The organism is Acidithrix sp. C25 (genome assembly GCF_904848545.2).
Window position 1 is genome coordinate 454493 of the sequence record NZ_CAJHCI020000001.1, and the last position, 23100, is coordinate 477592.

Genomic DNA, 23100 nt, shown 5'->3' on the forward strand with positions numbered 1-23100 from the left:
AAGGTTCCAAGGGACTTTTAGAGGTCGTTTAGAGTGATTAGTCTTTCTTTGTGAATGATCTTCCCATTGTATAAAAAGCTTCATTGGGCTTCATTTGGGTAAAACCTGCCAGTCGATTCGACAAAGCAAAGAATGCGGTAATTGCACCTATATCCCAGATGTCATCGTCGCTTAGACCGATCTCGGTCAAGAGCGCGTAGTCGTCGGTGGTAATTTGATCTGCATTATCAGCAACCTTGAGGGCAAATTCGCAGATGGCGACCTCTCTTTGGCTTAGTGGTGCAAGGCGATGGTTGATCGCCACGGCATCGGAGATAGTTGGGTCTTTGGAGTAGATCCGCAAAATAGCACCATGAGCTATAACACAGTAGAGACAGTTGTTCTTCGCTGAGGTGACGACCACGATCATCTCTCGCTCTTTTTTGGAGAGTCCCGAATCGCGCAACATCAATGCATCGTGATAGGCGAAAAAGGCTCTAAATTCATCGGGTCGTAGGGCGAGCTTTAAAAAGACATTGGGAATGAAGCCACTTTTAGCCTCTACTTCGGTGATTCTTTGAGCAATATCTTTATCTAGGGTGGATAGGTCTGCTAGTGCAGTTGTGAAGTAGGGACTGGATTGGCTCATTGTCGCTCCTATTGCTCTTTAATAATTGGCTCTTTATCTAATTTCTAAAATAGTGCATTAAAATTTTATAAATTAGCCGCTATGGCTATGGCCTCTTTCGCTGGGCATTCTTGGCTCTCTCTTCATCCTTTTTGCGCCGGAGCCCCGAACTCCTACTTCGAAGGAGGTAGTTGCACGCAGTGACTATGTATACCCAGTGATCTGCTATGGTTCTGGTAAAACCGAGACTACTACCTTTTTGCAATAGCCTTTGTTTACCCGGGCTAGTGCTAGCAGGAGGAAGTGTGGTCGATATCCAAGGTGCGATTCGATCTCTTTGGAGTTTTCGAGGCGAGGCAACTCATTGGGGTAGGTTGCAATCACACGCGGATCTCTAACTGGGAAGAAGTGGACGCTGGGGCCGAATGGGAATGTTACACCTAAGAGGCCAGATTTCTGATTTCTCTCCATGGCCACATGCTTGTCAACTTGTATTATCGTGGTTGATGCGAAGTTGCCACTCAGTTGAGCATAGGCAATCGAAGGTCCCAAGCCACCCAAAATCTTCATCCCCTGGGCCAGGAGATTTCGCTCAATCGATGTGGTAATTTTTTTGGGACTAGTTGCGATAGGCGCTAATTTGTAGGTTCCCCCGAAGATTACATCAGGGCGGGAAGCATCTGGTGGGCGATCTCTTTGAATGCCATCTAGTCGATAGGTCTGATAGGTATGGAGGCCCAATGGCACCTCATTTTCATCGAGTTCGATTCGGTTTATGAATCCACTTTTAAGGTTTAATCCAAAGACCTCAGATCCGAGTCGACCAAGGTGCACAAAGTCGATGGTATTTACTTGTATTTGGTGCTTAGCGGGCATTATTTCTCACCTCAAACGGAAATTTTCAATAGATTGGTCGGCTGTTCTCGTTGGCGGGATTCGCTCAAGGTAGAACTTGATCCATGCCAAATGGCTAATCTGCTCAGGCTGATTGTCCTTCGCGCATCGCATGCAATTGCTCGGCTAGAGATTTTGGATCGTTAGTCGGAGCTGAGCAGGTAAAGTCTTTGCAGAGATAGGCATAAGAATCAACTTTGCCCTCCCAAAGTGGACCAATTCCGCCCGAGCCATATGTGATGTATAGGTTTGGTATGTACTGACTTCTCACTGACGCAAGGAGCTCATCTTGTGTACCCACTACAACTAGTTGACCAATTCCTGCGCCCAGCTTGGCCAACTCCCTAACTACCACAGGAAAGGCACTTGGGTGTTTGGTGGTCATCTCCGCTAAGTTTTCGACCAACCCCATTGCTAGGGTCATTGGTTCTTCGTCACCAAGGAGTTCGCTAAGGGAAATTAAGCTAGAGATAATGGTGGATGTAGCAGATTCATAGGCTGAATCGAAGATGTCGTTGGACTGTGCGATCAACTGCGTAGAGGAACGCGCGGTTGTGTTGAAGTTTCCAGATTCAGGGTCGAAAAATTCCTGGGTCATCTTATTGAAGATCGTTTCGGCATATTCAATGATCGCAAAGTCACCACCAAATTGGACTAGCGCTAGAGCGGCATTTAGCATTTGGGCATAGTCGCCAAGTACAGCAGGAGCTTTTGAGTAGTTCTCGCCAGATGGCGCTAGCCGTAATCCTTGGCCACTTAGGTTGCAGGAGTCGAATAAGTGCAGAAAGACCGCTCTAGCTCTCTCTAGATAGTCGGGCCTATTGAGGTAAAAGCCAGCTTCCGCCAAGGTGGCAACCATCATCGCGTTCCACTCTAAGACAGCTTTTGAATCTTTTCGAGGGGCATTTCGACTATTTCGAAGTGCTAGAAGAAGCTGACGTGCTTCGTCAATTTGTGGAGTTGTGGCAAGGTCATCACGATCTGGGCGATGTAAGATGTTGCGCCCCTCGAAGTTCCCAGAGTGCGTTATGCCATAGGCGGAAATAAATTCTTCAGCTTTGTCTCTTAGGGTCTCGCGTACCTCTTCGATTCGGAAGATATAAAATGCTCCCTCTTCTCCATCGCTGTCAGCATCGAAGCTGGAGGCAAAAAGGCCGTCGGAGCGAGACATCTCTAAGATTACAAAGTCTAAAGTTTCTACAGTTGTTCTTAGGTAGTTTTGATTTTTGCTTGCAAGATAGGCTCTCAGGTAAAGTCTGCTATTTAGGGCTTGATCATAGAGCATCTTTTCGAAGTGTGGCACCATCCAAAATGCATCTGTTGAGTATCGCGCAAAGCCACCGCCAAGATGGTCGTAGATCCCACCTGCAATTACCGCATCGAGGGTCGTGGTCAGGGCGTTCATGAGATCCTTGGAGACATCAACTTCTCTCGACATCAGTGCGATGTCGAGAACGCTTTGCCAGAGGTGTGGTTGGATAAACTTAGGTGCTCTAGCTGTTCCGCCCCATTGGTCGTCGTAGATCCGATAGAGGGCGTCGCAGAAGTCGCGGGTAAGTTTCTCGGTATCGAGGGTCTCTATCGATCCGTTATTTTGAAGGGTAGAACGTGCTGCAATCGATGCTCGAAGTGATTGCGCTTGGGATTCAACTTCTCCCCGGGACTCTTTGTAGAGGCGAGAGAGCTCCAAAAGGACTCGACGAAAGCTCGGCATTTGGGTGCCCTCTTTGGGCGGGAAGTAGGTACCGCCATAAAAAGGTAGTCCATCTGGCATTAAAAAGACAGACATGGGCCAACCACCGTGGCCGGTCATGGATTGAACTGCTTCCATGTAGATGGCATCGACATCGGGATGTTCTTCTCTGTCGACCTTGATCGAGATGAAGTTTTCATTGAGGATGCCAGCAATCTCGGGGTCTTCAAAGGATTCATGGGCCATCACATGACACCAATGACACGCTGAATAGCCAATGGATAGAAAGACCGGCAGGTCTAGTTCCTTGGCTTTGTCTAAGGCCTCTTGAGACCAAGGCCACCAATCGACAGGGTTATTTGCGTGCTGTAGAAGGTATTCACTTTGTGAATTGGATAATCGATTACTTACCACTTGTGCGACTCCGTGTCTATTGCCCAACACAGTCTAGGCAATAGTGCTTGAGAATTTCTAGATATTTTTTCTCACGTCAATGATCCAAGTATGGATCCATGAGGTGGAGGTTTGCTTAACATGCTAATTGAGCTTGTGCGATAGTTCGTAGATGGTTGCCGCTTAGGAGGCTATTTTTTGGAGCTATTGGGTCACTTCTTTATAAAGTTCAAGCGCTGGCTTCTGGTTTGTGCCATTGTTTTTAACTATGGAAATAACTTTTAATGATTCGGTTGTGCTTGTTACCGGTGGTTCTAGAGGAATTGGCAAGGCGATAGCCACTGCCTTCGCCCAGGCTGGCGCTCGAGTAATGATTACATCGAGAAAAGCTGATGCCCTAGAAGTGGCAGCTGCCGAGATAGCCAGCGGAATCGATGCCTCAAACATCTCTTTCGTCGCTTCAAATGCAAGTGATCCTGATGAGCCAGAGCGAGTGGTCAGCGAGACGGTTGAGCATTTTGGCCATGTAAACGTTGTGGTAAACAATGCCGCTACGAACCCTTATTTTGGTCCTTTGATCGACATTGATGCAAAGCGCATGGACAAAATCATAGAGGTCAACCTACGAGCACCACTTTTGTACAGTCAAGCGGCATATAGAAAGTGTTGGATGGACAAGACCACTCCCGGCAATATCATCAATATTGCTTCGATCGGTGGCATGGGCGTCGAGCCAGCAATCGGATATTACAACATCTCCAAAGCCGGAGTCATCCATCTTACCAAGCAGTTGGCGAATGAGCTTGGTCCGAATGTTCGTGTGAATGCCATCGCCCCAGGGCTCGTTCGGACCGACTTTGCTAGGGCGCTTTGGGAAAATCACGAGAATTCAGTCGCATCGCGTCTTCCGCTGCGTCGAATCGGTGAACCCACTGATATAGCAGGTGCTGCGTTATTTTTAGCGAGTAGCTATGCCAGCTGGATCACTGGTGAAACTCTGGTAGTTGATGGAGGAGCACTCGTACAGAATTAGCTTCTTTCCCCGACGTGTTGATCCTACCAGGATGGGACCCTCAATCGATCAGGATGGGACCCTCAATATAGTGCAATACCTCTAGGTGCTGCATGCTATTGGAGACCTGACATTGACTGTGGTGCTTGGTGTGAGGTTTCGCCTTGGTCGTTGGGTTACGGAAAGGAACTATTGGAGGTGACGTGAAATAGAGAGGTGGAGACGTTGATTTGTGGCACTGGCCATAGCTGTCTTCATCTCTCCTAGGGATATCGTGAATATCTTGAAGAGGCGGACGCTGATAATCCAGAATTGTAATTTTGGGATCTTGCTAATCCTTTCTTTGAGAAGTGTTCGTGTTGCCTTTAGAGAGTTTGCTCCAAGGATGTCGCGATTACTCTCGCCTTATGTGCAAAACCCACAAATTGCTCCCGGTCCAGATGGGTTCGAAAGGTAATAGACACCGAGCATCGCGCATTGGTAGAGTGATTTATCGTTCTAGGGGTTGCCCCTGTTAGATTCTGGGCCATCGTGGTTTTGGTTTTCTTTCTCGTCGCACTCTCTTTTGATTGCCATGGTACGCGCGCATTCTATATCTGTTTTGGTTTTTACGCTACGGTTTCATACCATAAAAGCCAAATCGACCCAAGTGCTTTCGACTGAGGTGAAAATGAGGATTCCTAGGTCGTTATATATGGCTGACCTCTAATGATGACGTGGTCAGGTTCTGTTGGTTTGTTTTGGCGGATTTGTTAAATTAAAGAGCCATTACTTGATGGCTTCCTGAGGAAACTTTTAGTTCGAGGTAGATATTTTGGCGGATCTGTAGATCCTTTAATTTCACTTCCCCACACGGGGTCAACCCATTTATTAAAGTCAGATAAATCACATCTGATTGGCTTTTGGTAAGTGTTGGTTTTTGGGTTCCTTAGAAAGGATGCAGCTCTTTGGGCGACAGGAGACGCTCGGCGCTGAGATATCAAATCCTCTGTCGCCTTTGGTGAAGCCTTTATCAAGTCCTCTTCGGCTTCGACTACCTGAGCTTTATCATATCGAAATGGACGTTCGAGAAGGAAGGTCTCATCTGCTATCGCGTCTTTGCCTATATTGGCGACATTTGGATCGCTAAAGTATCCAATTGAAACTAGCGAGTCACCGTTACGCTAGTTAGTAGCGTAACGGAAAATGGTTGACAGTCGGTTATGGATGAAGAGTATCTTGTGGTCACTGGCCCTAGGCGTCGCAACTTTGGGTAACTTTGTAAAGGTGGTCAAAGATACAAAGATAAGGGCGTGGAGTCTCCTGGAATAGGTGAATTAATCGGTATTCGCCAGAATTTCGCTGACTATCTCCCTGACCTGATTTTTCTTTATCTTGCCAAGTGCTGTCTTGGGGAGGCTTTCTAAAATTACAATCTTGCGTGGAGCGTAATACCTTGGGAGTACCTCTCGGACATGATCTTTGACTTGTGATAGGGAGATCGGTCCATTTGTTATGAGTGCGGCAACCGTGATTTGGCCAAAGTCCTCGTCGTCTATGCCTACAACCGCAACGTCTAGCACTGCATCGAGGGTTCGAATTCGTTCTTCAAGGAGAGATGGCACAACCTTTTCGCCTCCGGTCACAATCATCTCGGCCGCTCGTCCCCAAACCGTCAGTTTTCCATCTATCATTGCCCCTACGTCGCCACTGTGGAAAAATCCATCCGAGTCGGTTAGAGGACTACTGTCTCGATAGCAACTAGCGAGCATCGGGCCGGCTATTAATATTCCTCCGTCCTCTTTGATCTTCACCTCTACGCCATCGAGGGGGACTCCGTCATAGACGCATCCTGATCCGGTCTCGGTCAGTCCATAGGTAACAGAGGCGTTTCTGGGTACATTTTCAGGAGGTACTCCGGCTCCCAGAATTAGATATTCAAAGTCGCCCGGATTGATTTGAGAGAGATTGGCTCGCACGATAGACATGTAGACCTTGTTTGCCTTGGCAATCTCGGTGAATCTATCGTATTCAAATCTCTCAAATGTTTGAAGTGGCATCTGTGAGTATTGAGCTTTTGTGATCGTAGAGAAGCCACCTATGTGGCTAATAGGCAAAGCGTTGAGCCAAAGGCCATCGCCTATTTGAGCTCCAATTCGCTTGAGAGTGGCATGGGCTGAGGCTTCCATTGCCAAATGACTATGTTGAACGGCTTTTGGATGGCCCGAGGTTCCCGAGGTTGTAGCCACCAAAGCACAATTTTCGATTAAATCGTGGATTCTTTCCCGCCTTTGAATCGATCCATCAGCCCGCACGACCTGATCCGGGTCGATTTTAGAGATCAATTCATCAAGAAATGGAGCAGGTGCCCTCGGATCTAGAACGCAGACTGCATCTCCTTTGTCCCAGCATCTATGAATTTCATCGACTAGAGCATTTGATTGCGACTCTATAAAGGTGATAAGACGTGCCACAAAAACTAAGGTTATAAGTAGAAGTTGCTTTTGACGGCCGATTCAAAGCCTCTTTGCTCCAAATAAGAGATGGATCAATTAGAGTTGGATCAAAACAGATTTGTCTTAGAAGGCCTGAGTCAAAGTCATAAAGTAGCTATGTTGTTGCCAAAATGGGCTGGCTCGGAATGCTGAGTTGCCCCTAAAGCGTTATTGATAGCTGCCGGGTTGGCAGTTGTTGAATTTGAAGGGTAGTTATCGTGGGTTCATCTTTGTTTGGCTGGGTTAGCGCAGGCGACTTCGTAGACATCAAGTATGAACATTTGGATGGGATCGCTAAGATCACCATAAATCGCCCTGAGGTTCGGAATGCATTTAGACCTCAGACATTGGTGGAGCTGGCAAAGGCCTTCGAAGATGCAAGAAACGATCCGAGCGTTGGCGCGATAATTCTAACTGGCGAAGGGGATCTGGCCTTTTGTTCAGGTGGTGATCAGAGGATCCGGGGCGAGGATGGATATATCGGGAGTGATGAGCTTGGAAAAGCGGGTATCGGACGGCTAAACGTCTTGGATCTTCAAGTTCAGATTCGAAGACTTCCTAAACCCGTCGTTGCCATGGTTGCAGGCTATGCCATTGGTGGTGGCCACGTCCTTCATCTGGTATGTGACCTCTCGATTGCAGCTGAGAATGCTAAGTTTGGCCAGACTGGGCCAAGAGTCGGTAGCTTTGACGGTGGCTATGGCGCTTCATTGCTGGCTCGAACGATCGGGCTAAAGCGTGCCAAGGAGATTTGGTTCCTCTGTCGTCAATACGACGCACAGACAGCTTTTGATTGGGGCCTTGTAAATGCGGTTGTACCTCTAGAGAACCTAGAGGCGGAGACTGTCAAGTGGTGTCGAGAGATGCTGGATCTTTCGCCTTTGGCTCTAAGAATGCTCAAAGCTTCATTCAACGCAGCTGACGATGGTTTAGCCGGGGTTCAACAGTTGGCCGGCGACGCCACTTTGCTCTTTTATATGACCGAAGAAGCCCAAGAGGGACGGGACGCCTTTAAAGAGAAGCGAAAGCCGGACTTTGATCAATTCCCAAGGAGACCATAACTTTTCATCGTGGATTGCAGGGTTTTTGTACATTTATCAAATGTGAGAATTTTTCTTCGGGCTATGGTGCTATTGGTGTCTTTTTCTAGTTTCGATTACTCACAAGTCAGGTTGGTTAGCTAAGTGGCTACTACTAAGGAATGGGTTGCAGGAGCTCGTCCCAGGACTCTACCCGCTGCTCTGGTACCAGTTGCCATTGCAAGTGGTGCAAGTGGCAGTCATTTTGTTTGGGATAGAGCAGCTTTGGCTCTTGTGGTTTCTTTGGCGATTCAAATTGCGACGAACTACGCAAACGACTATTCCGACGGTAAGCGGGGCACTGATGACGTTAGGGTTGGCCCAATGCGTCTTGTCGCGAGCAAGAAGGCAACTCCAAAGCAAGTTCTATTGGCAGCGATGGTATTTTTTGGCGTAGCAGGTGTTGCGGGCGGCGTCTTGGCGCTGATAGCTGCTTGGTGGCTTTTGATCGTGGGGGCTTTGGCGATTTTGGCTGGGTGGTACTACACCGGTGGCAAACATCCTTATGGCTACCTTGGCTTGGGCGAGGTCTTTGTCTTTGTCTTTTTCGGGCTGGTTGCTGTTCTGGGCACCTACTACGTGCAGGTATCCAAGGTTGATTTGACTTCAGTGGTCTTGGGATGCGCTTCGGGGTTTTTGGCAGTTGCTCTGCTGGTGATAAATAACTTGCGCGACATCCCAACAGACAAAGCTTCTGGCAAGGCGACCTTGGCCGTGCGGATGGGCGACACCAGAACACGAAAGTTCTACGTCGGGTTGATGGTAATGGCAGTACTGCTTCCTCTTTTGCTCGTTGGGACCTTTCCCTATCTTTTGATACTTTTGATACTTTTGATTCCCCTTTGGGATCCTATTAATTCGGTACTAAATGGAGCCAAAGGAAGAGATCTCATTGCAGTTTTGGGTAAGACGGGTCGGCTTCAAATTCTCTTTGGTCTCTTGGCTACTCTTGCTCTTGCTCTCAAATAGCTGCTCTCAAATAGCTACTCTCAAATAGCTATCTGTTGAGATCAAATTGTTGAACGAAGATCCAGTTTCCATAGCGAGAATTTCTTTGCAACCTCTGAGTTGTCGAGTAAGGGTTTGACCTGACGCCTTTACCCATCTATATGGTCTATTTTGACGGGGTCTTTTCAATAAATGTTCCAAAGGGCTCTTGGCGTTATGGGTTCTTCGGTGAATTTATGGTTCTCATGGGCAGTGAGCACGGGGACAATTGCGCAATTCGTAAATCAACTCTTTCAGGTGGTATTTTTTGACTCAGAATGCAGGTACTATGCCTTATTCGACATTAAGTGCGGAGCTTAAAATCCAAAACGGGTAAAAATCCACTTTTGCAATTGTCTCCTTGGGAGTTTCTGGTTTTCTATGTACTTTCTCACCGTACTTCTTCACTTTCTCTAATGGGGCCCCACCACAAGACACTATCGACTATGAGGGTGACCAGAAGTGATTTCCCCACAAAGCATCTTGGGCTTCCGGCCAGTTCTTTGGCTTGCTCTCATGGCCGATAGCGTCTTCATGGACATCACCAGTCTCGATAGAGCAACTTTAGCTGAGTTGGTTATCGACAGGTGAGCATGATCACCGTCTGTCTCAAAAGCATCGGAGATGGAATCAAAACGAGTACACACCTCAAGAATCGCAGACTTGATCTCGTCACTTACTCTGTTCGTCATCACATAACGGCGATATTTAGGAACCAGTACAATGTGGGCACGAAATTGATATAGACCACATGCCTTGGGTTACGCCAATCATCGATCATATAATGGAATATAGCACCTAGTAAATAATGATATTTCAGATGTAGAAATGGTTAGTAAAAGCCCACAGTACACAACAGCAATCGTGGCCATCTTCTTGATAGTCGAATCCGATCGCCTAGTTCACGACTCATGCCATAATCAAGACATAGCGCAGCACTGTCATGGAACCAAGGCGTCGATTGGGTTCATGGCCCTATAGAGCTCACACTCTGACTTGCTCCTTGAAATCAAGCAAAGAGTATGGGAATGTCGTCGTGTTGAGATAGTCGACTAATTCCTTTGTGACTGGTTCAATCTTGGGAATGAAGCGATTGTGGGTTACAGCAGAGCGCCCTTGCTTCCAAACGTGTTCCTGGGGATTGAGTTGCGGAGAATACGGAGGGAAATGGACTGCTTCGATGTGATGCTCCCTAATTGCCTCTTGAGCGACGCTCCCTCTGTGCCATCCTGCCCCATCCCATATAAGCAGAATCTTCTCTCTTGGGTAGATCTTGCGGATCGCCAGCAGTATGGCCGCTGTTTCATGCATAGTCTGGCGCTCTGTTGCAAATGCATGCTCCTTGCCTGTCTTGAGGTTCAAAAACCCATAGATGCTCCGGTTCTTTCTGGTTCCATTGGTCTCAATTACAGCTGGTGTGGTTCCTTTCGGTATCCACACTTTCTGAGTAGTTGTCGCCTGAGTGAGAACCATCTCGTCTTCACAGAGAATCACCGTATCTGGATCAGAGAATGCCTCTTTCAGACGTTCTTGCTGCTCGTCTTTCCATTCAGCTACCGCTTGTGGATCAGCCTTCTCGTACTGTTTGCCCGGCAGATGGAAGCTGAACTTACTTTCCCGAAACAGAACGTAATAGCTAGTCCTAGAGGCATAGAGAACACCGTATCTGCGCTTGAGTACTGTAGCCAGGATCCGTGTTGACCAAAACGGGGAACTGCTATAGCCGTGGTCATTGGGAGTTGTAGTCGTGAGCATGATTGCCACTTCATCTCTTTGAGACTTTGAGAGAAGTACCGGAGCGTTGTTATGGCGCTTGTCCTTGAATGCCTCAGTGCCAACGCCGCGGAATGACCGTCGAATTCGCTGTACATGCTTGACAGAGAGGCCTGTCCTGTTGAGGGGACTCCCATCTTCAAGGGTGAGAACTGCCAGCGCCCGCTTATATTCGTCGATGTTTTCAGTCTTCGCCATGAATGCTTCAATAGTGGCGAGTTCCTCGGGTGTAAGCATGTCATGAGAAGATTAACACACCCCACAAGAAATTAAAAGGGCTCATTGGAGCATTTCAGAGTGTTATGCGAATAGGTGTCAAGGAGAGTGAAAAGCCAAGCGCTCTGCGAATAAGTACGACATCCAAAGGTTTCTCAACTCGCTAGACCGCCAAGATCGTCCACTACACGCCCATACCACTGAAATAATCGCACATGATCTGCATGAAGCAATAACCACCTTTAGGACAAATAGCAAAACAGCTATGAAAGTTCGATCTCCTTGGCACAAGAAGAACTACCGCCCTCTATCGTTCTCAGCTCTATCGTACTTAAGGGGGTACGGTTGGCGTATCTCCAAAGGCCAACTCCACCTATCACTAGGAAGAGGCCGTCCACGTATTGACGTAGCGATTCCAACTGTTTTGGACTCTTATGTCTAACAAGAATGTTGACCCTGAAGTGTTAACCCAAGCTATGGGGGTGAGATACAACTGTGTTGGGACCAAGATCACAGATAGTTCAACCTAAATTTCCCTTACAAGACGGTGCGTGACGGCTCTTAGTCTGATAAGTTGTCCTGAGCGTTGGTGATTCTCCGGTTTTGGTATCAGTAAAATCTCTTTCGAGACACTTGGTGTAGTCAATGAAGACGGTTAGTTCTCACTCGTCTTTCAACTCTCACTTGAAAGAGTCTTTTCTCTAACTTTTTAGTACCGTTTTGGACAACGCTCTCTGGCTAGTGTTCCGTATTTTAATCGATATAGTGGCGGCAATTTCCTCCCTAAAGGCGATTCCAGAGGGCGAAGGTCCGTCGCTTATCATCAAAATTGCACTGCGATTTCTATCGCCTTGTAGGGGATTTACAACCTCTTTCGTTCATGACGCACGACCAAGTTCGGTCTAATTCGCTGGGCTAGACGGCAATAGAAAGGATTCATTACCAGCATCTCGTTGACCTTGTAATGGGTGAGTGCTGCCAAAAGAGATGCACTTATCTTAGCTGTGCGCTAGTGGATTGTCTTGTGAGATCTCTGAGCTCTCAATGTTTTGAGTCGGACCACCAGAGGTTTTTACGTACGAAGCTTCAAGGACGGAGGTAAGGACTTTATTTGGCTGATCATCTCGATAGCCCTACCTCCAGCTCGAATGGGCCATAACCTTCATCAAAGACCGCAATGACTTTCTAATCCTATTATGGGATGATTATGGCTAAACAAATCTCATAAAAAGAGGCGCCTGGTAGTAAACTTCTGGTACATTCGTGAGGAAAGCAAGGTTCAATAACGAGTGATTACGAATTGTGTGACTTAGGTTCGTGAAGCTAGCTCCATAGGTGCTCTAGTGATTCTAACAATAGGAGAATATGGATATGGCTCCCGACTCGATGGAAGAGGATCTATTCGAGAATTACAGCCAACGAAAACCTGACAGTCGAGGCCTATATCTTTGCTTTGGTCGGTAATGATACGCCGTTCTTACCGTAGCTTAGAGGAATTACTTTTTGTGATCTCAGGAGCGGTTGGTAATCGTAAAGGGGACTTACGAAAATTAAATTACGTGATTTTATTCCCGTTATCATACTTTTAGTGTTGGTAGCTTGTGTCGTTGATGATATTCGGTTGCACCATCCGCTTGGAATGATTGTCTCGCCGATATTCGTTTCAGTCTTTTTGTCTAATTACTACTGGGGATCCCCACGCGGCGAGATCCACTTACTGTGGTTGAGCGTCGGATTAGTAGAGATCTCGGTGGCTTATACTTTTCGCCACGAGGGGCTAAACGTTGTTGCATTTCCATTGGCGGCGATAGGAATAGTCACCATGATAGGGGCGGTAGTCGTCTATCGCAAGAAAACACGCTATCACTCGGAGATATTAAATTGATTCTCGAATAACGGACTACCTAAACATTAGCGGAACCAGTAGATCAGCAGCCCTTTATCTTGAACGGACAACAAGGTGCCATCTCTAGAGACTAACCATCACTAATGGTGAAAGATAAGCAGAGAGATAGACGTGGGTCATCTCATTAATCTTTTATCATCAAGTCGATCTACATGGTTGTGCACTAGCTTTTGTATAACCGTTAGCAGCTTTTTTTATGACTTGGCCCTATCCATTGCAAAATATATCCATTAGAGAACATATCCATTAGAGAACTAAGCACACGAATAAACACAGACCCACTCTGAGGGCTAGGGCTCGGGGGCACAATGCTTTGAGCTTTCATCGCTGTTGGTGCTAGGCGGTTCTGGCTAGAGATATCAAATGGCTTGTGGAGTTCACCACAAAAGTGACTTTAGGCAACGAGCAAATGTCATCCCAATTTGAGAACGGAGAAGAAGCTTATGATAGAGCGACACATTGAGAGCATTGTGGTAAATAATTACGAGCGAATAACGGTTACCCCGCAATTGCTCATCATACTGGCGGGTCCCCATTTAATGGTCCAAAATTAATGTGATTTTTGGATCGGGTTATTTTTACATGTTAGCGACTCTAAGGAAAATTCATAGAGCTTTTTGCGTTTTGTTTGTACTTGTTCAGCACGCGGCTTCGATCGTGGATGCAAGCTAATACGTTTGCGCCACGGCCATCAAAAGTAGCGCCTTACGTGCGTGAAGCTCTTCGGAATACGTCGGGTGAGCCAATGTACCTAGATTCGGAGACTTGGTTAGCTGGGTAAAAGTTGTTATATAAAATACGGTCAGGGCAGTTTCTGAAGCTTGTGGTGGTCATGGTTTTCGTGGCCATTGTGGTATCGCCGAGAAGAACCCCTGCTGGTTTCGCACTGGCTTTCGGGATGGCAGGCGTTATCTCCTTCGTTCTTCTTCCTGTGGATCAGTTGTTTAAACTGTGCATCAAGCGTAATCTAAGTACAGCCAATGGTACGGATTAGCCGACATTGATCGAGGCAAAACAAGGGATGAAGGTGAACGTGGGTCATTTTGCCGTCCATTTCGTTACCAGGTAGGCATCTATGGCTTTTAGCTAGTTTCACTATAGGCGGAGCAGATTTTTATGACCTGACTTTGCTGTGACCTCGGATTCAACTGTAGCTATGGGCCAAAAGTTCCTCCAATGAAGTCACTTTTGGCTTGGTATCGAGGTCCAGTCAGAATTGGACTTGGCACAACTCGCGCTCGAGATTCTCTCTCTGGAGCGAGAACTTAAAGTTGTGGCTTCGATCTCGCTTGGCCATAGTTGAGATTAGTTTGATTCGTCTCGGAGAAAGGATCTACCAAGGGTTGCATCCTCACGTTGACTGCTTAATCGTCTCTGGCTCGGCCTTTTAAATTTGCAAATACTGTTCTTTACCAAGCATGGCTAAGTTCACCATAGTGGCCTAAGGGTTAGTGAATTATAAATCTGGCGACTATGGGTTAAAGTGTCGTTCTTTTTTGTCTTATCCCAGATGTCGATGCTCACAAACGCAGTGGAAATAGAGGTTCATTGGTGACGATAATCCTAGGATCGATCCACATCAAAAAACCAAAAGGTCGCGATGGTCTAAATGATCAAACGGGACCTTTTATCTTTAGTACTAGGGACTTTTGGAGCTGGTGTCTATTTTGACTGTTGGCCATAGGCTCTTTGGTCGGGACTGATTAGATAGGAATCTACTCTATTGACCCCTATGAGGGTTGAGAGATTGATCAGTTAACCGGATGCGAGAGGCACAAAGATCTCGAATAGGGGCCTTTGTCACAAGAGAAACCAAAGCTAGCCCCTAATCAATGCATCGGAATTATGGTTGGGTTATGTAGGGAGCGTTCGGTGCCGATTCGCTTTTGGTTGTTGCTAAGACGCAACTAGAGCTGGATAAATGGTGTCACCCATCGACTCCAAAGGAAGGCAGTCATGAAAGCACTTATCTATAGAGGTCCTGGCAAAGTTAGCTGGGACACGGTTCCAAACCCTGTAATTCTGCAGCCGACCGATGTAATTGTAAAGATGGTCGCCACCACTGTTTGTGGTACGGATCTTCATATTCTAAAGGGCGACGTCCCTGAAGTTAAACTTGGTCGGATTCTTGGACACGAGGGAGTTGGTGACATCGTTGAGGTAGGAACTGACGTTGAGCGATTTAGCGTTGGGGATCGAGTAATTTTGTCGTGCGTAAGCTCTTGCGGCAAGTGCTCCAACTGTCGACAGGGTCTTTATAGCCACTGTCTTGATACAGAGGGACTCGCGGGGATTGGCTGGATCTTTGGGTATATGATCGACGGGACTCAAGCCGAGTATGTTCGAGTTCCCTTTGCTGAGAATTCGCTCTATAAACTTCCAGAGGGCGTATCGGTAGCTGAGGGCATCTTATTGTCGGATATTTTGCCAACGGGATTTGAGATTGGAGTTCAGTACGGCCATGTGAGCCCTGGCGATGTAATTGCTGTGATCGGATCTGGACCTGTCGGATTAGCTGGGGTTATGACCGCTCGTCTTTACGGCCCCTCAAAGATTATCGCTATTGATCTAGATGAATCTCGCCTAAAGCGTGCATTGGAGTTCGGCGCGACTGAGACGGTGAACTCAACCGATGCTGATTGGAAGGAACAAGTCTTAGCGTTGACCGATGGAGCGGGAGTCGATGTCGCCATCGAAGCCGTTGGGCTTCCTGGCACATTTACCATGGCCACGGAGATCGTTCGCCCTGGTGGTAGTGTTGCTAATATTGGTGTGCATGGCAAGGCGGTCGAGCTTGCGCTTCAAGATTTGTGGATCAAGAATATTGATATTTCGATGGGCCTTGTGAATACGAACACCCTTGGTATGTTGTTAAAGCTCGTAAGCCAGCACATCTTGCCGATCGATAAGTTCATTACCCATGAATTCTCGTTCGATCAGATGTTAGAGGCCTATGACGTCTTTGCGAACGCTTCGCAACACGACGCGTTGAAGGTCATGATTTCATAGGTTGCATTTAAGGCCGAGATCTGCTGTCGAGTTGGCTCTATTGCCCTTTGACTAACAGGGCTTGGCTAACATCCGATGGCTAGCGCCAATCGGTGGGCGAGGGTCTCGAATGAAAAAGTTTTGAAACTCTCGCTCACCAGGTGGCTTTTACACAAACTTGAATGTTTGACGGTGTAGCTCACATGGTCGTCATGAACTTCAAATTGATGATCCCTAGATCACCAGATTCACTCACTACGCGAAAGTGAGAAAGATCCCTGAGGCGAGGTTTCTACCCTAAATGCAAGGCAAAGATGTGGCGCTTCGGGGAGGACTCCAAGCAAAGCACGACCAACCCATGTTGGATGGAGGCGATGGGCAACCATCGACCTATTTAGATTGCATCTCTATGGATAGGAGCTCAAGCACTGAAGCTGCGATTGAGCGATGACTGATGAGACAAAGAGTACCTATAAATACGTAGGTATTTTGGAGGGGATTAACTCTCGGTTATCAAGATAGCGATCGGGATAGACCAATTGTCAGGTTCCTCATGACTATTAATAAATTTAAATTTATGAAGTTGTTCACCAGATCGCTGGATGAAGTTGTCTCATTGATCCACCGACATTCAACTGCGATCTATACCATCTTGGCTAATGGTATCACTTGTGCTTTTGTGACCTGTTTCGCCTTCATGGATGGTCGATCTAGATCTTTCTATCTTACTGGGATTGGGAGATTGGCTAGTTGTCTCGGGTAATCGTGACGGTTGGAGAATTGGGCAGAAAGTGCAGGCAAAGATGTGTACCCAATATTACAGGGAGATCTTTTAGCGAGATGAAGATAGCCGTTTTGATAAAGCAAGTCCCAGCAATTTCTGAACTGGCTATGGGTGAGGACGGTCGTATTCTTCGTGATGGTATCGCTTCAGAGATGAACCCATATTGCCGCCGAGCCCTCTCCAAAGGGCTAAGCATGGTTGAAGAATATGGTGGCACCTGTTTAGTCTTTACCTTTGGACCTACAAGTGCACTCGAAGTGCTTCTTGAGGCGCTTTCAGCCGGGGCAAATTGGGGCTACCATATAACCGATCCTTCCTTCAGGGGCAGTGATACATTGGCGACATCGAAGATCATTGGCCGGGCCCTAGAGAAGTTCGGTCCATTCGATATCGTTCTTACTGGGAGAAACTCGATCGATTCAGATACCTCCCAGGTGCCCCCTCAGATTGCCCAAGATCTGAAGCTTCCTTTTTTAATGTCTGCCAAGGAGCTAACCCTTCGAGGCAACCAGGTATTTGCATACCTAGAGGACGACGAGGGATATAGCGAGGTCTCGGTTGATTTGCCGGTAGTTATAAGTGCTGCAGAAAGATTATGCGAACCCACCAAGGTTCCAAAAGAGTTGTTCGATCCAACTAGCCACTTCAAGGTGACTGTGCTTGGCGCTGAGGAACTTGGCTTTTTTGAGAAAGAAGTTCCATCGTCAATGACAGCGGTAGTGGGGACCAAGGTTCATAGTTCAATTCGCATGCGGAAGCGCTTGATCGGATCTGTCGATGAAATTTCCATGGAACTCGCAAGTGAACTATACGAAAGAGGCGCATTTCGCTCTATCGTTGCTCGTTCGGGGTCACCGGATCTCGTTAAGAATTCTCTTGTTAGCGAATCTTCCCAGGATGATTCTTGTGAAGATGATTGGGACGAAGTTTCTTTTGCCTTCGATGATATGAATTTGGATACGCAGCAGTCTCAGGATTACGTGGCGGTATTGATCCCCGGTGGTTTTGTCGAGCAATCACGTGCGCTCACTGCGCGTGCGGGTGAGGTTGCGACTTCCTTTGGTGCTTCATTGGTCGCCTTTGTCGTGGGTAATGTGACTCCTAGAGAGATCAGCCAGATAAACGCAGATGAAGTCTTTTTGTTAAAAGGCGGCTTCGCTCCCTTGGAATGCGCACAGTATCTGAGTCAATGGATGAGCCAACATCCAACGCGCGCACTTTTGGCCCTTTCGACCACTGCTACTACCGAAACTTTAGCCCGGGTGGGTGTTATCGGCTCGTATGGGATGATCGGTGACTGTATAGATCTTGAAGTAACAAACGGCCGAATAATTGGCCATAAGCCCGCCTTTGGTGGATCCACAATCGCATTGATTGAAGCGCTGTCACCCACAACTCTTGCAACATTGCGTCCGGCTCTAAGGGCCTTGGGGACCGCTCCAAGACGGATAGCCAAACGACATGTTGTGGAGAGTAAAGGGCTATCGTCGATTGTGTTTGGCGTACGTAGCCATCTTGATGACTACGGGGTTTTGGAAAATGCCCCCATTATCATTGGCGTTGGTGCCGGTGTTGAAGGTGGAGACTACCTTAGCTTGGATCCAGTAATTGACCTATTGGGGGCATCAATTGGTGCGAGTAGACGCGTAACTGACAAGGGCCTGATGCCCAGAACCCGCCAGATCGGAATAACGGGATCTTTTGTTAGCCCTGATCTATATATGGCAATTGGTATTTCGGGTAAATTGAACCATATGATAGGGGTTGTCGGAGCTGATACGATAGTTGGAATTAATCCCAATCCTTCAGCGCCGATCTTTGACCATTGCGATTTTTCAGTGGTCGCAGACTTTCGTGTAATGATGCCAGCTCTTTATCGCGAGTTCTCGAGAGTGCTTATGGAAGGCCCGTTATAAAGTTGTAGACCATTCGATCGACGTCAACTTATTGAGCGCTTAGAACGGTATCTTTGCTGGTCTGCCTAACCTCTTCGATGAGATTTTTGTGTCCTGGTAGCCTAATTGCCGGCTAAAGCCATAAAGTCCTGCAATGTATTATTAACTATCGCATCCAAACGAAGTTTTGGTCGATTGTCACAACTCTTCAATAGTAGGGTTAGGCTGTTTTTGTGTCTTATCTGGGTATCTATCTCACAAGTCTGGTAGTGATCTTCGTTGGAGAACTTCCAGATAAGACGATGATCTCGACGATTATTCTTGCTCGATCTTTTTCGCGCACCAAGCTATTTATAGGCGCAGGTCTAGCCTTTATCTCACAAACAATAATTTCGATCGTTGCTGGCCGATTGGTGGGAACGTTGGCTCGCACACTAGTTGTCGACGTCTCGACTGCATGCTTTTTTATTCTTGGCGGAGTCGTATTGTATCGCGCGATCAGAAATAAAGAAGAGGATGCAACTTCAACCGCATGGGTTAGAGAAAAGGTGCGAGGCCAATCGCAACTAGTAGCGGCCTTTTTGATTGTTTTTATCGCTGAATTTGGCGACATCACTCAACTTGCCACCATAAGTTTGACAGCTCGATTCAATTCGACACTTATGGTCGGCCTTGGTGCAGTTAGTGGGCTGCTTCTTGCATTGTCGGTTGCCTTAGGGGCCTCGGTTGTATTGGATCGGATACCAGAGAGAAGGCTTGAAATATTCGCGGGTGGGGCATTGGTGGTGGCTGGTATTTTAAGTCTGTTTCAATAGTGGCGCTTCGGCTTCTATCTGATTGGTTATCCTATTCGACGGACTCCGCTAGTTAAGGCCCCACCACAGTCCCCGCCAGCTTGCCAATACCTACTTAGGTAGCTTTGTAGTTGGCATTACATCTGTTTTAACTTTTCGTCGCGAAACTAATCATTTAGCCACAGCGCCCACCTGTCCAACTGCATAGAAGCGAAGAGTTCGCCGCAACATGGACCATCTTTTGGAAGCGTGATTGCCTTGAATCGGCTATTGCTTAACTTGTGTATAATCTATTGGCGATAGGTTTTGTAATCTTTAGTAAAAGACAACCAAATGAGGTTGTTTGTAGTTCGAGACTACAGGGCTTGCTTTGTCACTTTCCTCATAATCAGAATGATCTTGGCTAAGCAGATCATTAGAACTTTGCTGGCCTTGATTCATAGATTCAAGACAACGCCCTCTTTGTGAAATCACAGCAGGAAATCGAAACGGGAAAATGCAGTCAATGCCTAGATTAGGAGAGTTCTGTATTGTTTCCGGGCGGAATGCTATCTATTTTTTGGGATAGTTTGCTCTGTGGATTCAAATAAATCTTCACATTTTCTTGTTGCCATACGGAAGATATATTGTCAGCACGGCCCCACCTGAGAGTTGGTTGCTTGCAACTATAGATCCGTTATGTAGCTTTACGATCATCTCGGCGATGGAAAGGCCCAGACCTGCAGTGTTGACTCCTCTGGTGTTGTAATCTTTGCTAACGGCGCGGGAGAATGGCTTGAATGCTTCAGAGATGAATTCCGGTGGAAATCCAGGCCCCATGTCGCTGATTGAGATTGATATTTGATCGTTTGTGATTGCACTTGAGATGGTGATGACTGAGTCATGAGGTGCGAAACGCAGAGCATTTTCCATCATATTTTCGATGACTCGTCCAAAGTGGGCCGGATCGACTTCAACCCTAATTTGCTCATCTAGATCCAAAACGAGCAGCACCTCTTTTTCTAGGGCAGCACTTTGATATGGGGTAATGCTCTCAATGATGACATCTCCAATTGGAAGCAGTCGCTTTTGAAGTTCTATCTCGTGTCGTTCGCCATTGGCTAACATCAACAGGCTATTACAGAGCAGATTCAAGTTCATGATTGAATTAGATGTGTGAGCGATCAACCTCGTAACCTCTTTGGGGTCTCGATTAGGAGTTAAAGCCAATTCCAGATCGGCCATTATTCTCGACAGAGGCGTTCGAAGTTCGTGACTAGCAGAGGCAACAAAGACTTTCTGCCGCTCTATAGACTCTCCTACGTCGGATAGAAAGTGATTGAGTGTGATCGCCAGAGAGGACAGTTCGTCTTTGGTCGCTGGGATGGCTAGCGACTTTGTGGATCCCTCATTTCGTAGTCGTTCCGCCTCCAATCGAAGACGCTCAACTGGCTTTAGAGCTCTGGTAGCTAGCCAAAATCCCCCAAAGGCAGCCAATAGGACGAGCAGGGGTATCCCAAAGATGATTCTAGAGAAGATAGTTCCCTCTGAATCTGTTAGCTGATCGGTTCCAAGTCCGATGAGGAAGATCTGTTTGGTTCTTTCGTATTGGATTGCCTGGGCGAGGTACCTTTTGCCGTCGCTTCTTTGGCCTAGAAGTAGATATGTCGGCGATGCATCAACCTTGGACAATTGACTTTTTGAGAGTTGACTTGAACTTCCGGCTTCGATGGTTGAATAGAGCAATTGGAATTTGGCGTTGTAGATCTGGAGAAATTCGGGATCGCTATTCAATTTCGCCTTGAGAGCGGTAGCCGTCTGGGGGAAGATAAATTGGCTGGTTTGTGACTCCAAGATTGCAATGCGTGCATTTAGATTTGCCTTGATCGTTGATTTGATGGTATTGGCGTTGCTGACGTATAGGTACCAACCGCCAAGCGTCGTTAAAATAAGCGTGGCGATGGCGAAGACTATCGCCATTCTCAATCTAATTGACATTTTTAGAGGTGATGAGTTTGAGACGATAGCCTAAGCCGTGCAAGGTCTCGATCTCGATGTCACTGTTTACTCCGCAGATCTTTTTTCTTAGTCGTCGCATATATTGATCGACAATATTTGGAGCAACCTCTGTCGATTCGTGCCATATCGAATTTATTAAACTCTTTCTTGAGACCACAAAACCAGCCCTTTGGATAAGGGTTTCAAGTAGCTGAAGCTCGCGGGGGGTTAGTGCGATTTCAATTCCGTTGCGACGCAGACTACGAGAGAGCGGATCTAACGTCAATGAGCCAAAATATACCATTGGGGGACGAAGAGTTAAGCCTCTACGGCATAGAGCTTTGAGCCTAGCTGCGAGTTCCACTAGCGAGTAAGGTTTTACCAGGTAGTCATCGGTGCCCGCATCAAACCCTAAAATTCGATCATTGAGGGTGGAAAGAGCCGTCACCATAATTATCGGTGTCCAGTCGTAATGTTCTCTGACGTACTGGCATATTTCAATCCCGCTTCCATCGGGAAGCATCAGATCAAGAATGACAGCATCGTAGCTAAAGCGCGATAGCGACTCTTTGGCCTGAACTAGAGTTGTCTTTACTTCGACGATAAAGTTATTCTCAGATAAAAATTGACTTACCGAAGATGCCAATTCGATGTCGTCTTCAATTAGTAGGATTCTCGATGGACCCTCAGGTCCAGCACTACCTTTTTTTTGGGGACCATATGCTAATAGTGGGACAGAATCGTCTTGTGATGAAATATCCTGTGAACTCAAGACAGATGCCTCATTTTGATTGTGCTTTCGAGCGATTTTTGTCGATGCCAAAACCGATATGAACTAATTTCTAGTTTATATCGGTTTTGTTGATGGGCGCGCTCGCGTGAAATTGCAGCTCCGATGAGATAGATCTAAAAGTACCATTCCGTATATTTCAATGCTTATCCTAGATATCCATCTTGGAATATGGCAATTGCAGTTCCGATGAGATTCGACAAATGACATATCTTTCGCGATGGTTCATCTATTTGGAACCGAATCTAACGATTGCTGATTTGGTGGTAGCTCATCAAGATGATGGCTTGAGATGTTCGAAGTTTGACCTATTATACGAGCCACACAGTCACAGATAAATTTCAAATTAGATATGACTAAGGGGAGGATAATTTGAAATATCCTGACTTGGTCTTCTAAGAAATAATTGATCAGATGAAGATAAATCTCTCAGATCATTATTGTTAATTAGCCACGGCTAAAAAGGTGGAAATCTGCAGATCTATCACATCTAGTGGGTAGTCCTGATATTTAGTGAATCCCAAAACCTGGATTCTTTATGCACTCTCAGCTTGCGCAAGCCGTCGTTGTAGTCGTGGATTGTCCTTTGGCGATCTCTATCGTTTGCGGGTTGTGATAAGGATCGGACTCTAGCAAGGTTTATGACAGACGATATTACCGAGTCCTGGCCTTTCCTTATTTACGATGATATAGCGGGAGTTTTTTGTGATAATAGTTGGCAATGTCGAAATTATGATTTTGTTCGGATAGGATTCATATGTCGCTATACAATGAGGCTATTTGATTGAATTGAATATTGACTGCTCACTTTGTGTACCTTATTTATACGTCGATAATT

Annotated in this window: 15 protein-coding genes and 1 pseudogene; 7 read left to right on the plus strand and 9 right to left on the minus strand. The window is 46.7% G+C overall.

The annotated features are described in order from the left end of the window. Nucleotides 1-37: 37 nt before the first annotated feature. From ACIDITHRIX25_RS88525 to ACIDITHRIX25_RS88535, 3 genes are all read right to left on the minus strand, one after another. Entirely contained in the window at nt 38-628 is a 591-nt protein-coding gene (locus ACIDITHRIX25_RS88525) for a peroxidase-related enzyme (RefSeq protein ID WP_201732406.1), read from the minus strand. Nucleotides 629-832: 204 nt separating this feature from the next. Beyond that, nucleotides 833-1483: a hypothetical protein gene (locus ACIDITHRIX25_RS88530; protein ID WP_201732407.1), complete on the minus strand. Its 651-nt coding sequence runs from the start codon at nt 1481-1483 to the stop codon at nt 833-835. Between the two features lie 103 nt (nt 1484-1586). Next, complete coding sequence (locus ACIDITHRIX25_RS88535; RefSeq protein ID WP_201732408.1) at nt 1587-3608, minus strand: thioredoxin domain-containing protein; 2022 nt, start codon at nt 3606-3608, stop codon at nt 1587-1589. A 247-nt stretch (nt 3609-3855) separates the two neighbouring features. Here ACIDITHRIX25_RS88535 and ACIDITHRIX25_RS88540 point away from each other — a divergent pair, with 247 nt between their 5' ends. Continuing rightward, nucleotides 3856-4620: an SDR family oxidoreductase gene (locus ACIDITHRIX25_RS88540; RefSeq protein WP_052605209.1), complete on the plus strand. Its 765-nt coding sequence runs from the start codon at nt 3856-3858 to the stop codon at nt 4618-4620. Nucleotides 4621-5915: 1295 nt separating this feature from the next. On the opposite strand, the gene ACIDITHRIX25_RS88545 is transcribed toward ACIDITHRIX25_RS88540, so the two are convergent. Further along, entirely contained in the window at nt 5916-7052 is a 1137-nt protein-coding gene (locus ACIDITHRIX25_RS88545; protein WP_201732409.1) for an AMP-binding enzyme, read from the minus strand. Between the two features lie 239 nt (nt 7053-7291). Here ACIDITHRIX25_RS88545 and menB point away from each other — a divergent pair, with 239 nt between their 5' ends. Together menB and ACIDITHRIX25_RS88555 are read left to right on the plus strand one after the other, a co-directional pair. After that, on the plus strand, nt 7292-8134 hold the full coding sequence (gene menB, locus ACIDITHRIX25_RS88550) for a 1,4-dihydroxy-2-naphthoyl-CoA synthase (protein WP_052605817.1): 843 nt from the start codon (nt 7292-7294) through the stop codon (nt 8132-8134). A 123-nt stretch (nt 8135-8257) separates the two neighbouring features. Continuing rightward, nucleotides 8258-9121, plus strand: a complete 864-nt coding sequence (locus ACIDITHRIX25_RS88555; protein WP_052605818.1) for a 1,4-dihydroxy-2-naphthoate polyprenyltransferase — start codon at nt 8258-8260, stop codon at nt 9119-9121. A 455-nt stretch (nt 9122-9576) separates the two neighbouring features. Here the strand turns inward: ACIDITHRIX25_RS88555 and tnpA are convergent. From tnpA to ACIDITHRIX25_RS88570, 3 genes and pseudogenes are all read right to left on the minus strand, one after another. After that, a pseudogene (tnpA, locus tag ACIDITHRIX25_RS88560) lies at nt 9577-9873 on the minus strand (IS200/IS605 family transposase); the annotation flags it as partial. 250 nt (nt 9874-10123) lie between these two features. Then, on the minus strand, nt 10124-11149 hold the full coding sequence (locus tag ACIDITHRIX25_RS88565; protein WP_201732410.1) for an IS630 family transposase: 1026 nt from the start codon (nt 11147-11149) through the stop codon (nt 10124-10126). 242 nt (nt 11150-11391) lie between these two features. Continuing rightward, nucleotides 11392-11547: a hypothetical protein gene (locus ACIDITHRIX25_RS88570; protein ID WP_201732411.1), complete on the minus strand. Its 156-nt coding sequence runs from the start codon at nt 11545-11547 to the stop codon at nt 11392-11394. A gap of 1202 nt (nt 11548-12749) precedes the next feature. On the opposite strand from ACIDITHRIX25_RS88570, the gene ACIDITHRIX25_RS88575 reads away from it, so the two are divergent. The 4 genes from ACIDITHRIX25_RS88575 (at nt 12750) to ACIDITHRIX25_RS88590 (ending at nt 19516) form a co-directional block, all read left to right on the plus strand. Further along, a complete protein-coding gene (locus ACIDITHRIX25_RS88575; protein ID WP_152626029.1) occupies nt 12750-13013 on the plus strand; it encodes a hypothetical protein in 264 nt (87 codons plus the stop codon). A 1977-nt stretch (nt 13014-14990) separates the two neighbouring features. Next, nucleotides 14991-16043 carry a zinc-dependent alcohol dehydrogenase family protein gene (locus ACIDITHRIX25_RS88580; RefSeq protein WP_201732412.1) on the plus strand — a complete coding sequence of 351 codons (1053 nt, stop codon included), beginning with the start codon at nt 14991-14993 and terminating at the stop codon, nt 16041-16043. 819 nt (nt 16044-16862) lie between these two features. Next, nucleotides 16863-18722: an FAD-binding protein gene (locus ACIDITHRIX25_RS88585; RefSeq protein WP_201732413.1), complete on the plus strand. Its 1860-nt coding sequence runs from the start codon at nt 16863-16865 to the stop codon at nt 18720-18722. A gap of 212 nt (nt 18723-18934) precedes the next feature. Further along, on the plus strand, nt 18935-19516 hold the full coding sequence (locus tag ACIDITHRIX25_RS88590) for a TMEM165/GDT1 family protein (RefSeq protein ID WP_052605825.1): 582 nt from the start codon (nt 18935-18937) through the stop codon (nt 19514-19516). Nucleotides 19517-20089: 573 nt separating this feature from the next. Here the strand turns inward: ACIDITHRIX25_RS88590 and ACIDITHRIX25_RS88595 are convergent. Together ACIDITHRIX25_RS88595 and ACIDITHRIX25_RS88600 are read right to left on the minus strand one after the other, a co-directional pair. Beyond that, on the minus strand, nt 20090-21454 hold the full coding sequence (locus tag ACIDITHRIX25_RS88595) for a sensor histidine kinase (protein WP_160291826.1): 1365 nt from the start codon (nt 21452-21454) through the stop codon (nt 20090-20092). Between the two features lie 7 nt (nt 21455-21461). Next, nucleotides 21462-22244, minus strand: a complete 783-nt coding sequence (locus tag ACIDITHRIX25_RS88600) for a response regulator transcription factor (protein ID WP_152626030.1) — start codon at nt 22242-22244, stop codon at nt 21462-21464. Nucleotides 22245-23100 lie beyond the last annotated feature (856 nt).

Coding starts and splice junctions, on each gene's coding strand:
- ACIDITHRIX25_RS88525 (WP_201732406.1), bottom strand. CDS start 628: ATGAGCCAATCCAGTCCCTACTTCACAACTGCACTAGCAGACCTATCC.
- ACIDITHRIX25_RS88530 (WP_201732407.1), bottom strand. CDS start 1,483: ATGCCCGCTAAGCACCAAATACAAGTAAATACCATCGACTTTGTGCAC.
- ACIDITHRIX25_RS88540 (WP_052605209.1), top strand. CDS start 3,856: ATGGAAATAACTTTTAATGATTCGGTTGTGCTTGTTACCGGTGGTTCT.
- ACIDITHRIX25_RS88565 (WP_201732410.1), bottom strand. CDS start 11,149: ATGCTTACACCCGAGGAACTCGCCACTATTGAAGCATTCATGGCGAAG.
- ACIDITHRIX25_RS88580 (WP_201732412.1), top strand. CDS start 14,991: ATGAAAGCACTTATCTATAGAGGTCCTGGCAAAGTTAGCTGGGACACG.
- ACIDITHRIX25_RS88585 (WP_201732413.1), top strand. CDS start 16,863: ATGAAGATAGCCGTTTTGATAAAGCAAGTCCCAGCAATTTCTGAACTG.
- ACIDITHRIX25_RS88595 (WP_160291826.1), bottom strand. CDS start 21,454: ATGGCGATAGTCTTCGCCATCGCCACGCTTATTTTAACGACGCTTGGC.